The organism is Phycicoccus sp. Root563 (genome assembly GCF_001427915.1).
Taxonomy (GTDB): domain Bacteria; phylum Actinomycetota; class Actinomycetes; order Actinomycetales; family Dermatophilaceae; genus Pedococcus.
On record NZ_LMGM01000001.1, the window covers coordinates 2,392,532 to 2,406,658 of the forward strand.

Here is a 14,127-nt window from a genome sequence, read left to right on the forward strand (position 1 = left end):
CATGCTTGCCGTCGTCATCGCCGAGGGGGTCGCCGTCGTCCTGCTCGGCGTCCTCGTGCTCGGCCTGCTGCGCAGCCACGCGCTCATCCTCAAGGCCCTCCACGAGCTCGGGGCAGGCCTCGAGCTCGAGAAGGACGCCGGCACGGGGGTGACCACCGCGACCACGGGCGGCAAGCCCGGTCCCGTGCCGGTCGAGCTGGAGACCGGGGTCATCCCGGCCACCCGGCACGACTCGACGAAGGCGCACGACATCGTCGGCACCGACCTCGAGCGCGCCGCATCCGAGGTCGTCGTGACGGCCCCCGGCCAGCGGACCCTGCTCGCCTTCCTCACCAGCGGCTGCAGCGTCTGCCAGACGTTCTGGGAGGAGTTCCAGCGCGGTGTCGACGTGCCCGGCGACGGTGCCCTTCGAGTCGTCGCCAAGGGCCCCGAGGAGGAGTCGGTCCCGAGCCTCCGGTCGCTCGCCGGCGACGTGCCCGTGATCCAGTCCTCCGCCGCCTGGCTCGACTACGACATCCCCGGCTCGCCCTACTTCGTCTACGTCGAGGGGGGCCAGGTCACCGGCGAGGGCTCGGCGACCACGTGGCCGCAGGTCCGCGACCTGATGGCCCAGGGGGTGTCCGACAGCGAGGAGGCCCGTGCCGCGGCCGGCCGCAGCGGCCCCGGAGCGCTCGTGGGTGACGACCTCGGCCGCGGCGAGCGCGACAACCTCCCCCGCATGGACGGTGAGCTGCTCGCGGCAGGGATCGCGCCGGGTCACCCCAGCCTCTACGAGTCGCCTGACCCCGAAGGCCCGGACGACCATAACGGGCACGACCACCAGCACGACCACGACCACAGCGGGCACGACCACAGCGGGCACGACCACGAGGGTCACGACCACCACGGGCACGACCACGACGACGCCCACGAGCACGCGGTGCCCGGCCCGCACGAGCACTGACCCGTGTCCGTCACCGTCCTGGCCCTCGCCCTGGGCCTGCCCATGGCGGCGGTCGCCGCCGTGCGCGCCACGTGGTCCCCTTGAGGTGAGTCGATGCTCTCGAGCATCAGCCCGCTCGGTGAGCGGGCCAGGAACTCCCGCTGGTGGCTGACCACCGCCGCATACCTCGTCGGGTCGTTGGTCGGCGGTCTCGGGCTCGGGGCCCTCGCCGCCCTGCTCGGCTCCGCCGTGCCCGAGGAGTTGCGCGCCTCGCCCTGGGCCCTCGGTGTCGTGGCCCTGCTGCTGCTCGTCGGCCTGGGCTTCGACTCGGCGCCGGGCAACCGGATGGTGCCTTCGTGGCGCCGCCAGGTCGACGTCGACTGGCTCGACGAGTACCGCGGCTGGGTGATGGGACTGGGGTTCGGGGTGCAGCTCGGGTTCGGCCTCGTCACGATCATCACGAGTGCGACGACGTATGGCGTGGTGCTGCTCGCCGCCCTCTCCGGGCAGCTCGGTGCCGGGCTGGCCATCGGGGCGGTGTTCGGCGTGGTCCGCGCCCTCCCGTCGCTGCTCATGGGCCGGGTCACCGACCGGGCCGCGCTGCACGCCGTGTTCACCCGGGTGGAGCGTTGGGCCAAACCGGCACGAATCATCGCTAGGGTGGCGCTGGGAGGAGCGGCCGCCGCACTGCTGGTCGCCGCAGTTGGGAGCTGAACCATGGCAGACGCATACGGACTCGCCGCTCAGGCACCTCGGGGGTGGCACGTCGCCGTCTCACGGCGTCCCGGTGCCACCGACCTGGGCCCCACCGCCCGGGGAGCCGCCGAGGACGTGACCCGCCCGGTCCTGCACGCCTGCACCAGGCCGATGCCGACGGCACGCGGGGACTTCGGGACCGGGGTGGTCGACCTACTCGGCCCGGACGACATCTTCGTGGCCCTCGTCGACTACGGCACCGAGGTCGCCGACCAGGGCCTGTTCGAGAAGCAGGGGCTGCCCCGCCTGGCCCCGTCGCAGTTCGGCCCGAACCGGTTGCAGCGGCCGCTGCCGGGGCTGAGCGCGTCCCAGCACTTCTTCAGCTCGGGCGGTCGGGCGTTCTGCCTGTTCACCGTGCTCGGCAGCCACGCCCGACGGATGGGTTCGGTGCCCCGGGCGGTCGCCCTCGTCAACTCGTTGCGCATCACCGACCGGGCCACCCTGGCCCGACAGGGAGGACACCCGTGAGCGCTCTCGACGACCTCAACGCCGGCCCGGGCGGCATCGCCGGGTTCGTCACCTCGCTGACGCGGCGGATGCGCCCGGTGTCCCGCCGCGACGTGTTCGTCGGTGCGGCGGTGGCCGGCTCGGCCCTCGCGACACGACCGAAGGACTACGTCCTGCGGCCCCAGCCGGCGTACGCGACGATCTGCGGCCCCGGCAACACCGCCAGCAGCGGCTGGACGGTGTTCTGCGCGACGGTCAACAAGGGAGCCAACACCTGTCCGCCCGGCAGCTTCGCGGCCGGGTGGTGGAAGGCCGCCGACTCCTCGTGGTGCGGTGGCGGCTACCGGTACATCGTCGACTGCAACGCCTCCTGCTCCAAGTGCTCGACCGGCTGCACCGACGGCATCTGCGACAGCAAGTGCTGGAGCTGTTCCTGCGGCACCGGTTCGAGCGCCACGTGCGACCAGCGCCGCGTCTGCTGCAACGCCTTCCGGTACGGCCAGTGCAACACCCAGGTGAAGTGCAGCGGAGGTGTGCACTGCCGGGTCGTCAGCTGTGTCGCCCCCTACAAGTGGGACGCCTGCACGACGACCTCGCTGCAGGACAACCGCACCAACGAGCACAGCTCGCCCCTGCTCCCACGCTGGGGCGCCATCGAGAAGAAGTACCGCGACATGGGCGCCCAGGGGTCGTTCCTCAAGTCGTCCCTCGGGCCGATCAAGGACAACGGCGACAACCGCGGCACCCGGGTCGACTACCAGGGTGGCTCGATCCACACGAACTCCAGGACGGGTACCCGCGCGGTGCCCAACGTCGTGAAGACCGTGTGGACCCAGGTCGACGGGGTCAAGGGTCTACTGGGCTACCCCGCCAGCGACTGGATGACGGGGCGGGCGCAGGGCGGCTGGGTCCAGCTCTTCGAGCGCGGCGCGATCGCCGACTCGCCGAGCACCGCGCCGAAGGTCGTCTACGCCGACGCGTACACCCTGTGGGTGAGCGAGGGGCGCGAGTCCGGACGGCTCGGGTACCCGATCAGCAACCGGTACTCCGGCATGGTCGACGGAGGCTGGCGGCAGGAGTTCCAGTCCGGCTGCGTCGTCGACTCGGCCTCGACGACCATCCAGTCCGTGTGGAGCGTCCGGTGGGACGTCTGGAAGCGCGAGGGCCGGGAGGCCGGTCGGCTGGGCTACCCGGTCGCGCCGAAGGAGGACCTCGGCAACGGCGCATGGGTCCAGCGCTTCCAGAAGGGCTGCATCATCGACTCGGCCTCGACGACCACCCAGGCGATCAGCGGTGTCATCCACACGGCGTGGGTCGCCGGTGGGCGCGACCAGGGCTGGCTGCACTTCCCCACCGGGGCGCAGGGGACGGCAGCGCGAGGGGTCTACCAGAGCTTCCAGGGCGGCGACGTCTGGGCGCTCGGCACCGGGCCCGGCCGACGGGTGCTCGGCTCGGTCCGCGCGGAGTGGAAGGCGCAGGGCGGGGCGACCGGCCCCTACGGCTATCCCCTCACGGACACCCGGCGCCTCGCCGACGGCACCATGACCTGCACCTTCGAGGGCGGCACCATCACCGTCGCTCCCTGACGTCGGCTACCGCACCACCCGCGTCCCGTCGGGGAGCCGGCGCGTCACCATGAGGCTGTCGAGCCGTTCGAGCAGGGCGATGACCACCCGGCGCGAGGTCTGCAGCGCGGCGGCTGCGTCACCGGGCCGGAACGGCTCGGCCAGCCCCTGGACGGCGTCCGTGGCGCGAGCCACCGCGTCGCCGGCCAGCACCAGTCCGCCGAGGCGGGTCACCTGTCCGGCTCGTTCTGCTCCCGCGAGCACGTGGGCGGTCACTCCCCAGCTCCCGAGCTGCTCCCGGGTGGGCGGGTCGAGGGGGTGGACCGCCAGCCACGACCCCAGCGTCGCCAGGGGTCCGTCGTCGCCGGCGGTAGCAGCCGTGCCGGGTTCGTCGGCAGCACCCTGACGAGTAACCGTCGGTCGCTGACGTCGCCGTGGCGGGTCGAGCGCCACCACCTCGACACCGGCGCGCACCTCGTGCAGCCCCGGATCCCTCAGCACCCCGCGGTCGCCGAGCGCCAGCGGCAGGGCGGTGGCGGGTCGCAGCCGGAGCCGGCGGTCGGCCATCGCGTGGACGTGCACGCCCACTGCGGCCGTGCCCACGTGAAGCACGAGCTGGCGCGGCCACGACCGGGGTATGGCGCCGCGTGGCCAGGGTTCGTGGGTGGTCACGTCCACGACCGCTGCCGGGCCGGGCAGGCGCGGGTCGAGCAGCACGTCCCCCCGGGCGACCCCGTCGAGCGGGACCGCCCGCAGGTTGAGCGCCACCCGCGCTGGCGCCGCCACCCGGTCGACGGGCCGGTCACTGGTCTGCACCCCGCGGACCCGGACCACCTCACCGCGCAGCAGCAGCTCGTCCTCGACCTGCACCGTCCCAGCGGTCAGGGTGCCGGTGACGACGGTACCCACGCCACGCACGGTGAACGCGCGGTCCAGCCACAGCCGTACCGGTGCCTTCGGGTCCGCGTCCCCCACGGCGACAGCGAGCCGGCGCAGCGCCGCACGCAACCCGGGCAACCCGGCGCCGGTGCGACCCGAGACGAGGACGGACTCGCGGGCCGCTAGGCCCAGGGCGGCCAGGTGCTCGACCGCGGCTCGCGCCGAACGGAGCGCCCTCGACTCGTCGACGAGGTCGCACCGGGTGACGACGAGCAGCACCTCGCGCAGGCCGAGTGCCGCGACGGCTCGGGCATGCTCCTCCGACTGTCGGGCCCAGCCCTCGTCGGCCGCCACGACGAACATCACCCCGGCGACGGCCCCCAGTCCGGCCAGCATGTTGGCGGCGAACCGCTCGTGGCCGGGCACGTCGACCAGGGACAGGTGCACCCCGTCGAGGTCGGTCCAGGCGTAGCCGAGGTCGATCGTCAGTCCACGGTCGCGTTCCTCGGCCCACCGGTCCGGCTCGGTGCCGGTGAGCAGGCGGACCAGGGTGGACTTGCCGTGGTCCACGTGGCCGGCGGTGGCGACGACCGCCATCTACGTCGTGCGCCCGGCCAACCGGATGGCCGCCGCGACGTCCGCGTCCCGCTCGCCGGAGACGCACCGCAGGTCGACCAGGCAACGGCCGTGGTCCAGGCGCGCGAGGACGGGGCGGTCGAGCGCCCTCAGCGCGGCGGCATACGGCTCGGGGAGGGCGACCGCCCACCCCGGCAGGGGGAGTCCGGGTGCACCGCCGCCACCGACGACACCGTCGGCGGGCACCACCTCGACGACGTGCGCGGGGTGGCTGGCGGCCACCGCACCGGTGACCTCCGCGGCCAGGCGCTCACAGCGGGACCGCAGTGCCCCCGGGTCGGCCTCGAGCGCCTCCCACACCGGGGGGCGGGGGCCGCGAACGGTGGCCTCCAGCCCGGCGAGCGTGGTCTTGTCGGCCCGCAGCGCGCGGGCCAGCGGGTGGCGGCGCAGACGACCGACGACGTCGGCCGTGCCGAGGACCAGGCCGGCCTGTGGTCCACCGAGCAGCTTGTCGCCGCTGCACGTCACGACCGCGGCCCCGTCGCGCAGGGAGGTCGTCGCATCCGGTTCGTCGGGCAGGAGCGGGTGTGGACGCAGCAGGCCGCTGCCGATGTCGTGGACCACCGGCACACCGAGTCCGGCGAGCTCGCGGATGCCGACCGATGCGGTGAACCCCTCGACCCGGAAGTTGCTGGGGTGCACCACGAGGATGCAGCCGGTCTCGGGGCCGAGGGCGCGCTCGTAGTCGGCCAGCGTGGTGCGGTTCGTGGTGCCGACCTCCCGCAGCCGGGCACCGGTGCTCTCGATGAGGTCGGGCAGGCGGAACCCGTCGCCGATCTCGACCATCTGCCCGCGGCTGACCACCACCTCGCGTCCGGCGGCGAGGGCGGCCGTGGCGAGCACCAGGGCGGCGGCCCCGTTGTTGACGACGAGGGCCCCACCGGCGGACGGCACCGCGCCGAGGAGGGCGGCGAGCGTGCCCCGACCACGCGTCGACCGGTTGCCGGTGGCGAGGTCGAGCTCGACGTCCACGGTGCCTGACGCGGCGACGACGGCCTCGACCGCGGCAGCCGACAGCGGTGCCCGTCCGAGGTTGGTGTGGATCACGACCCCGGTCGCGTTGAGCACCGGCGTGAGCGTGGTCGCCCGGGTGGGCAGCCCTGCCAACGTCGCTGACACCACCTCGTCGGGACGTATGCCGCCGCGACGCACCTGCTCCTGCGCAGCCACCACGGCGGTCCGGACCGTGTCTCGACCCAGGCGCGAGATCGCCTCTGCCACAGCGGTTTCCGCAAGGACGGTGTCGGTACGCGGCACGAGGCGACGCACGTCGCCCGGTTGCGGCTGCGGCATACGTCCTCCTGTCGTGGCGGAGGCGGACGGGAATCGAACCCGCCAAGCCGAGCTGCTCGGCTTCACCGGTTTTGAAGACCGGGAGGGCCACCAGGCACCTGTACGCCTCCGCTGGCGAGGCTAGCGTAGGCACGGTGAGCACCCTCGACGCGACCACCGAGACGCCTGTCCGGCTGACGCAGTACGCCTCCGGTGGGGGGTGCGCCTGCAAGATCCCGCCCGGGGAGCTCGAGGAGGTCGTCCGCGGTCTCGTCGGCGGCGCACCGGTCGGAGCCGGTGACGGTGACCTCCTGGTCGGGCTCGACGACGGCGACGACGCGGCCGTGCTGCGCATCGACGGCGGCACCGCGGTGATCAGCACCGCCGACTTCTTCACCCCGGTCGTGGACGACGCCTACGACTTCGGGCGCATCGTCGCGGCGAACGCCCTCTCCGACGTCTACGCGATGGGCGGGCGTCCCGTCCTGGCGGTCAACCTCGTGGGCTGGCCACGGGCGGTCCTGCCGTTGGAGCTGTTGCGCGAGGTGCTCCGCGGGGGCCTGGACGTCGCCCGGTCCGCCGGCTGTGCGGTCGCTGGCGGGCACAGCATCGACGACCCCGAGCCGAAGTACGGGATGGCGGTGACCGGCCTGGCCGACCCGAACCTGTTGCTGCGCAACGACGCCGCCGTGGCCGGGCTGCCCATCAGCCTGACCAAGCCGATCGGGGTGGGGGTCCTGAACAACCGCCACAAGTCGACCGGTGAGGTCTTCCCCCATGCGGTGGCCTCGATGGTCGCGCTCAACGACGTCGCCTCCGCCGCTGCCGTCGCGGGCGGGGCGCGGGCGGCGACCGACGTGACCGGGTTCGGGCTCCTCGGGCACCTGTGGAAGCTGCTGCGCGCGTCCGGGGTGGGGGCCGTGCTCGACTCGACGGCGGTGCCGGTGCTCGACGGGGCCCGGGAGTCGCTGCGGGAGGGGTACGTCAGCGGCGGAACGCGGCGCAACCTCGACTGGGTGCGCCCCCACCTGGACGCCGAGGTCTCCGAGGAGGTGCTGCTCATGCTCGCCGACGCCCAGACCAGCGGTGGCCTGCTCGTGGTCGGTGAGGTGCCCGGTGCCCCGGTCGTCGGCCACACGGTCGCCGGCCCCCCTCGCCTGCGCATCACCTGAGGTCTTGTCGTCGGGGGCTCGGGAGCGCACGCTGGGGTGATGAGGACCTTCGACGTCACCGCGCGCTCGCGTCGCGGCGGGCTGAGCACGTGCACCGTCCCCGCGGACAACGCCGGGGAGGCGGTCGCCCTGGTGCGTTCCCTCGCTCCCGCCGACGCCACCGACGTCACCGCGTATGCCGTGTACCGGCAGGGGTGCGGGAGCCCCGTCGCCCCCGGCCGGCCCCGCCCGGCCTCGAGGTGCACGCCATACCTCCCACCCCCTAGCTGCCCGGTGCGAACTCGTCCGTGCGACGGACCCGGAGGGTGGCACGGAGCAGTACGGTGTCCGCACCCCTGCACGACCCCTCGACGTGTCCGGAGACCTGTCATGCCCCGCTTCGCACACACGCTGTCCGTCAGCGCCCCACCGTCCGTGGTCTTCGCGATCGTCGACGACTTCAGCCAGACACCGCAGTGGCTGTCGCGGTGCACCGGGATCGACAAGCTCGACGCCGGGGCCAACGACGTGGGCACCAAGCTGAAGTACCACTACGACGACGGCCGGCGCACGGGTTCGATGGACGGCGAGGTCATCGCGCGCGAACCCGACCGCCACTTCGCGATGAAGTTCACCGACAAGATGATGGACGTCACGGTGGACTTCGTCGCCGCCTCGGACGGGGTGGGGACGACCCTGACGCACTCGATCGACATCGGCACCCGGGGGTTCGGCAAGCTCTTCACCCCGCTCATCCGTCGCGACCTGCCGAAGCAGACGATGGACGCCATGACGAAGCTCAAGTCGATGGCCGAGGCCCGCGCGACCCACTGACGAGCCGGCCGGTCGAGGGGTGCGCTCGACGTCCGCCGACGCTGCCTGAGTCCGCACCTCATGGACCTGTACGGGCGCACCCGGCGGTCCTAGGCTGCCAAGCGTTTCGGTTGTCCACTCGACGGAGGTGCGCCATGGCGGGGAAGTTCGAGCTCTACCAGGACAAGGCCGGCAAGTGGCGGTTCCGTCTCAAGGCCGGCAACGGCCAGGTCGTCGCCGTCGGTGAGGCGTACGAGAGCAAGTCCGCTGCCCAGAACGGCATCGCCTCGGTGCAGACCAGTGCGGCAGGAGCCCCGACCGTCGAGGTGGACGGCTAGGTCTCCGTGGCGGATCGCGCCGAGCGCTGGCGGGTCTGGGCGGCTCGGGTCTCCGTGGTGGTCGCTGGGGTCGTCGTCGCCGTGGCCCTGGTGAAGCTCTGGGCGTTCGCCAACACCGACAACCCTGCGGTCATCGAGAACTCGGCGATCACCCGGACCGTCGGCGTGGCGTGCGCGACGATGCGTGACTCGGTGTCGGCGGCGGCGGTGCCCACGTCCGCACCACGCAACCAGCGGCTCGGCGCCATCAACGCGCAGAACGACGCCGTGGTCGAGATGCTGACCACGCTGCGCTCCCTCGGTCCGGGCGTGGTCGACGCCGACCAGCCGACCGCCCAGTGGATCGACGACTGGGAGCAGCTGGTCACTGCCCGCGACGCGTACGCGCGGTCGCTGGCGGCGGGCAAGCCGAAGCCGTTGGTCCTCCCGGTCGTCGACGGGCGCCCGCTCGTCGCCCGCCTCAACGACGTCGGCGTCAACTGCCGCGTCCCCTTGGCCCTGCTGGCCCCCTGACCGTCGGATCCCTCAGACGCCCCGGGGCTCGCGGGGTCAGAGTCCGAGCTGGAGCAGGGTCTGCTCGGCCATCGCGGCCTCGCCGGTGGCGTTCGGGTGCACCGGGAAGGCGTTGACCGGTGCAATGGCCGGCTCGATCCAGCGAGTGCCGACGGGGGCGCACGCGTCGTGCCCACGGGAGCTGGCAGCCATGTCGATGAACCGGGCGCCTGCATGCCGTGCCGCCCTGGCGATGACGGCGTTGAGGACGTCCTGCTCGTGCTTGAGCCACGGCACGTCACCCATGGCGATCGGCATCGAGCGGTAGCAGTCGAGCCGGCCGACCTCGGGGAGGATCTGCGGGTAGCCCACGATCGCGATCGTCGCGGCGGGCGCCTTCTTGCGTACCGCCTTGAGCGCGGCCAGGACGTTGGGGTAGGTCTGGTTGACGATCGCATCGGTGAAGGTGGTGCCGTACTTGCGCTGGCACGGGTTGCCCAGGACGTCGGTCGCCGAGATCGTCGCGCAGCCGAAGAACGAGCTGGTGAAGACGTCCTCGTCGTTGCCACCGATCGTCATGGTCACGAACCGGGTCTTCTTCGTCACCGCGTCGAGCTGGGGCGCGACACCGGGAGCCTGCGAGCCGTAGAAGTCTGCGGTCTTCGCGCCGCTGCAGGTGACGTCGGTGAAGGACCTCGGCTGCGTGGCGGCGGCCAGGTCGTGGGCGAAGTTCAGCGTCGACCGGCTGCAGGTGGCCGGGGCGCCGGCGACGAGCGGGGCCACCCCCGCCGCGGAGGCATAGCTGTCACCGAGCGCCACGTAGGGGGATGTCTTGATCGAGTGGTGGTTCGCCTTGGGGGGACTCACCTTCGCGGTGGCGGGGACGGCAACTCCCACTCCCAGGGCTGCGGTGAAGAGGGTCGTGGCGAGGACACTCGTGGTGCGGCGCATCAGGAACTCCGATGTTCGTGAACAGCCCGGGTCCGGCTCGCCCCGGCGGGTGACGTCGGTGGCACCCAGCCCAACCTAACCCCGCGACGCCGCGGCAACGAGTGGAGCGGGCGGCGCAAACGGAAGAGGCCCTCCCGGCACACCGGGAAGGGCCTCTGATCTGTGGTGGAGCCAAGGGGACTCGAACCCCTAACCCCCTGCTTGCAAAGCAGGTGCGCTACCAATTGCGCCATGGCCCCCGACGTGCGGGCTGCGACTACGAGGGTGAGTCGGTCGCCTGGGCCCAGAGGTCTTTCTCGGCCTGCTGGTCCTTGAGCTTCTTCTGCACCGCGGCAGCCCCGACGACGGTCGCAATGAGGAGCAGGATCTTCTTCACGGCGGTCCGCCTTCCCTCGCAGAGGAACCCGCGGGGATCGGGATTGGTGGGCCTAACAGGACTTGAACCTGTGGCCTCTTCCTTATCAGGGAAGCGCTCTAACCGTCTGAGCTATAGGCCCGTGAGCCCAATCTCCGCTGCGCCACGGAGGGTGGCGCGAGGCACGAGGTTACATGACAGGTGACCCGCCCACCAAAACGGATACCGCCCACCCTCCGGGGCCGGAGGATGGGCGGTTTCGCGTATGCCGCGGGGCCGGCTCTCAGTCGTCGGTGAGGGTCAGCTGGAGGCCGCCGACGAGGGCCGAGCAGATGTTGTAGAGGAACGCTCCGAGGGTGCTCAGGGCGGTCAGCAGGATGACGTCGATGACCCCGATGACGATCGACAGGGACAGCACCCGACCGAAGCCGAGGAAGTCCATGATGTCGAACGGGTTCTGCGCGTCGTTGAAGACGGTCCCGACCAGGCGGTTGACCTCGGAGAAGACGCCCATGCCCGAGAGGATCATCCACAGCACCGCGACCATGACGACACCGGCGATGCCGAGGGCGACCGAGATGAGGAAGGACATCTTCATCGCCGACCAGGGGTCGACCCGCGAGACGGTGAGCTTCACCCGGCGGGCCCGGGCTGCGCTCGCCGCCGTGGTGGCTGCCCCGGGTCGGGACTGCGCGCCGGCGCGGGGTGCTGCCGAACCATCGGCGTTGCGGCTCATGGCACCGGACTCCTTCCCACCGGGCAGGGAGGTGCTGGTCTGGCCTGCCGTGCTCACTCGTTACCTCCGCTGGCGTCAGTCCCGGTCTCCTCGGTGGACTCCGGCGCCGTGTCGACCGACTCGTCGACACCCTCGCCGGCCACCTGGGCGACCTGCTCGTTCTCCGACGACGGTACGGCATCGACGGCCTGGGAGTCGCCTTCGGCACCCTCGGCGACCTGAGAGTCATTCAGTTCCTCGGCGGCACGCTCGGGGTTCCGGGCGACGGCCACGACGGAGTCGCTGCTCCCCGGGCTGGCGAACTTCATGCCCTGGGTGTTGCGGCCACGTCGGGTGACGGGACCCACCGGCATACGGACGATGTTGCCCTTGCCCATGATGACCAGGACCTCGTCGTCCTCGCTCACCGTGAGGGCGCCCACGAGGTCGCCGTTGCGCTCGGTGATCTTGGCGACGGCGACACCGAGGCCGCCACGGCCCTTGGCGTTCCAGTCCGAGGACGGACTGCGCTTGGCCATGCCGTTCTCGAAGACCACGAACACGTCGGGGTCCTCACCCTCGTGGATGACGCTGAGCGACAGCAGCGAGTCGTCGCCGCGGAACCGCATCCCGGTCACGCCGCTGGTGGCGCGGCCCATCGGGCGCAGCTGCTCGTCGGTGGCGTGGAACCGCACCGACTGGGCCTTGCGCGACACGAGGAGCAGGTCGTCGGTCTGCGACGCGAGGTCGGCCGCGACGAGCTCGTCGCCGTCCTTGAGGTTGATGGCGATGAGCCCACCGCTGCGCGGGGAGTCGTAGTCGCCCAGGCGGGTCTTCTTGACCAGGCCGTTCTTCGTGGCGAGCACGAGGTAGGGCTGCTGGGCGTAGTCGCGCACGTCGAGGACCTGGGCGATCTTCTCGTCCGGCTGGAACGCGAGCAGGTTGGCGACGTGCTGGCCCTTGGCGTCGCGGCCCGAGTCCGGCAGCTCGTAGGCCTTGGCGCGGTAGACCCGTCCGAGGTTGGTGAAGAAGAGCAGCCAGTGGTGCGAGGTGGTGGTGAAGAAGTGGTCCACCATGTCGTCGCCGCGCAGCGAGGCGCCGCGGACTCCCTTGCCGCCGCGTCCCTGCGACCGGTATGCGTCGACCCGGGTCCGCTTCGCGTAACCACCACGGGTGATGGTGACGACCACGTCCTCCTCGGGGATGAGGTCCTCCATCGACATGTCGCCGTCGAAGAACTCGATCCGGGTGCGCCGGTCGTCGCCGTACTTGTCGACGATCTCCGCGAGCTCCTCGGACACGATCGTCCGCTGGCGCTCGGGCTTGGCGAGGATGTCCTCGAAGTCGAGGATGAGGGCCTCGAGGCGGTCGTGCTCGTCGATGATCTTCTGGCGCTCGAGGGCGGCCAGGCGGCGCAGCTGCATCTCGAGGATGGCGCGGGCCTGGATCTCGTCGATCTCGAGCAGGGCGATCAGCCCGTCGCGCGCCGCCTCGACGGTCTGCGACCGGCGGATGAGGGCGATGACCTCGTCGAGGGCGTCGAGCGCCTTGAGCAGACCACGCAGGATGTGGATCTCGTTCTCGGCCTTGCGCAGGCGGAACTTCGTCCGGCGCTGGATGACCTCGATCTGGTGGTCGACCCAGTGCCGGATGAAGGCGTCGATCGGCAGGGTGCGCGGCACCCCGTCGACGAGCGCGAGCATGTTGGCGCCGAAGTTCGTCTGCAGCTGGGTGTGCTTGTAGAGGTTGTTGAGCACCACCTTCGCGACGGCGTCGCGCTTGAGCACGACCACCAGGCGCTGGCCGGTACGACCCGAGGTCTCGTCGCGGATGTCCGCGATGCCCGAGAGCCGCCCCTCCTTGGTCAGCTCGGCGATCTTCTGCGCGAGGGTGTCGGGGTTCACCTGGTACGGCAGCTCGGTGACCACGAGGCACTGCCGGCCCTGGATCTCCTCGACCTCGACCACCGCGCGCATGATGATCGAGCCACGACCGGTGCGGTAGGCCTCCTCGATCCCCTTGCGGCCCAGGATCAGTGCGCCCGTGGGGAAGTCCGGTCCGGTGATCTTCGAGACGACCGCCGCCTGCACGGCCTCGCGGTCGGCCTCGGGGTTGGCCAGGATCCACTGGGCGGCGTCGGCCACCTCGCGCAGGTTGTGCGGCGGGATGTTCGTGGCCATGCCCACGGCGATGCCGGAGCTGCCGTTGACGAGCAGGTTCGGGAACCGGCTCGGCAGGACGGTCGGCTCCTGCGTCTTGCCGTCGTAGTTGTCGCGGAAGTCGACGGTCTCCTCGTGGATGTCGCGGACCATCTCCATGGCCAGCGGGGCCATCCGGCACTCGGTGTACCGCGGCGCTGCCGCCGGGTCGTCACCCGGGGACCCGAAGTTGCCCTGCCCGTCGACCAGCGGGTACCGCAGCGACCAGTCCTGCACCAGGCGGACGAGGGCGTCGTAGATCGAGGAGTCACCGTGCGGGTGGTACTGCCCCATGACCTCGCCGACGACGCGGCTGCACTTGTTGTAGCCGCGGTCCGGACGGTAGCCACCGTCGTACATCGCGTAGACCACGCGGCGGTGGACCGGCTTGAGCCCGTCACGCACGTCGGGCAGCGCGCGGCTGACGATGACCGTCATCGCATAGTCGATGTAGCTGCGCTGCATCTCGGCGTTGAGGTCGACCGCCTCAGTGCGGTCGTACTCGATCGGCGGTATCTCAGTCATGAAAATCCTTGCATATCAACGAGGAACGGTGACGATCAGAGGGAGGTGCTGCGGGGGGCGCGCAGGCCGTGGTGGGTTGGCGGGAGCAGGGAGTGCGCGCAGCGCGCGAGCT

At 71.6% G+C, this 14,127-nt stretch carries 14 protein-coding genes and 3 tRNA genes; 8 read left to right on the forward strand and 9 right to left on the reverse strand.

The window, feature by feature from the left end:
- Position 1 precedes the first annotated feature (1 nt).
- The 4 genes from ASD62_RS20485 to ASD62_RS11425 all read left to right on the forward strand — a co-directional run bounded on the left by ASD62_RS20485 (position 2) and on the right by ASD62_RS11425 (position 3,711).
- Entirely contained in the window at positions 2-943 is a 942-nt protein-coding gene (locus ASD62_RS20485; protein WP_056916066.1) for a hypothetical protein, read from the forward strand.
- A 93-nt stretch (positions 944-1,036) separates the two neighbouring features.
- Positions 1,037-1,636, forward strand: a complete 600-nt coding sequence (locus tag ASD62_RS11415; RefSeq protein ID WP_056916067.1) for a hypothetical protein — start codon at positions 1,037-1,039, stop codon at positions 1,634-1,636.
- A 3-nt stretch (positions 1,637-1,639) separates the two neighbouring features.
- On the forward strand, positions 1,640-2,146 hold the full coding sequence (locus ASD62_RS11420; RefSeq protein WP_056916068.1) for a hypothetical protein: 507 nt from the start codon (positions 1,640-1,642) through the stop codon (positions 2,144-2,146).
- A complete protein-coding gene (locus tag ASD62_RS11425; protein ID WP_056916069.1) occupies positions 2,143-3,711 on the forward strand; it encodes a hypothetical protein in 1,569 nt (522 codons plus the stop codon). The genes ASD62_RS11420 and ASD62_RS11425 overlap by 4 nt, the downstream gene beginning before the upstream one ends.
- A 6-nt stretch (positions 3,712-3,717) precedes the next feature.
- Here the strand turns inward: ASD62_RS11425 and selB are convergent, their stop codons facing one another.
- The 3 genes from selB to ASD62_RS11440 form a co-directional block, all read right to left on the reverse strand.
- A complete protein-coding gene (gene selB / locus ASD62_RS11430) occupies positions 3,718-5,166 on the reverse strand; it encodes a selenocysteine-specific translation elongation factor (protein WP_056916070.1) in 1,449 nt (482 codons plus the stop codon).
- Positions 5,167-6,498, reverse strand: coding sequence for an L-seryl-tRNA(Sec) selenium transferase (gene selA / locus ASD62_RS11435; protein WP_056916071.1), 1,332 nt, complete (start codon positions 6,496-6,498; stop codon positions 5,167-5,169). It lies immediately after the preceding gene.
- 14 nt (positions 6,499-6,512) lie between these two features.
- Positions 6,513-6,608: transfer RNA gene (locus ASD62_RS11440), tRNA-Sec, on the reverse strand.
- Positions 6,609-6,632: 24 nt separating this feature from the next.
- On the opposite strand from ASD62_RS11440, the gene selD reads away from it, so the two are divergent.
- The 4 genes from selD to ASD62_RS11460 all read left to right on the forward strand — a co-directional run bounded on the left by selD (position 6,633) and on the right by ASD62_RS11460 (position 9,292).
- Positions 6,633-7,649: a selenide, water dikinase SelD gene (selD, locus tag ASD62_RS11445; RefSeq protein ID WP_056916072.1), complete on the forward strand. Its 1,017-nt coding sequence runs from the start codon at positions 6,633-6,635 to the stop codon at positions 7,647-7,649.
- A gap of 369 nt (positions 7,650-8,018) precedes the next feature.
- The gene (locus ASD62_RS20325) at positions 8,019-8,462 is read left to right on the forward strand and encodes an SRPBCC family protein (RefSeq protein WP_056916073.1); all 444 of its coding nucleotides are present in this window, start codon (positions 8,019-8,021) and stop codon (positions 8,460-8,462) included.
- 134 nt (positions 8,463-8,596) lie between these two features.
- Positions 8,597-8,779, forward strand: coding sequence for a YegP family protein (locus ASD62_RS11455; protein WP_056916074.1), 183 nt, complete (start codon positions 8,597-8,599; stop codon positions 8,777-8,779).
- Between the two features lie 6 nt (positions 8,780-8,785).
- The gene (locus ASD62_RS11460) at positions 8,786-9,292 is read left to right on the forward strand and encodes a hypothetical protein (RefSeq protein WP_056916075.1); all 507 of its coding nucleotides are present in this window, start codon (positions 8,786-8,788) and stop codon (positions 9,290-9,292) included.
- Positions 9,293-9,328: 36 nt separating this feature from the next.
- Here ASD62_RS11460 and ASD62_RS11465 read toward each other — a convergent pair whose 3' ends face one another.
- From ASD62_RS11465 to gyrA, 6 genes are all read right to left on the reverse strand, one after another.
- Positions 9,329-10,222: an SGNH/GDSL hydrolase family protein gene (locus tag ASD62_RS11465; RefSeq protein ID WP_056916076.1), complete on the reverse strand. Its 894-nt coding sequence runs from the start codon at positions 10,220-10,222 to the stop codon at positions 9,329-9,331.
- Between the two features lie 163 nt (positions 10,223-10,385).
- A tRNA-Ala gene (locus ASD62_RS11470) sits at positions 10,386-10,461 on the reverse strand.
- Positions 10,462-10,478: 17 nt separating this feature from the next.
- Positions 10,479-10,598 carry a DLW-39 family protein gene (locus ASD62_RS20725; protein WP_235529214.1) on the reverse strand — a complete coding sequence of 40 codons (120 nt, stop codon included), beginning with the start codon at positions 10,596-10,598 and terminating at the stop codon, positions 10,479-10,481.
- 44 nt (positions 10,599-10,642) lie between these two features.
- A tRNA-Ile gene (locus ASD62_RS11475) sits at positions 10,643-10,719 on the reverse strand.
- 141 nt (positions 10,720-10,860) lie between these two features.
- The gene (locus ASD62_RS11480; RefSeq protein WP_056917334.1) at positions 10,861-11,313 is read right to left on the reverse strand and encodes a DUF3566 domain-containing protein; all 453 of its coding nucleotides are present in this window, start codon (positions 11,311-11,313) and stop codon (positions 10,861-10,863) included.
- Positions 11,314-11,366: 53 nt separating this feature from the next.
- Positions 11,367-14,015: a DNA gyrase subunit A gene (gyrA, locus tag ASD62_RS11485; RefSeq protein WP_056916077.1), complete on the reverse strand. Its 2,649-nt coding sequence runs from the start codon at positions 14,013-14,015 to the stop codon at positions 11,367-11,369.
- Positions 14,016-14,127 lie beyond the last annotated feature (112 nt).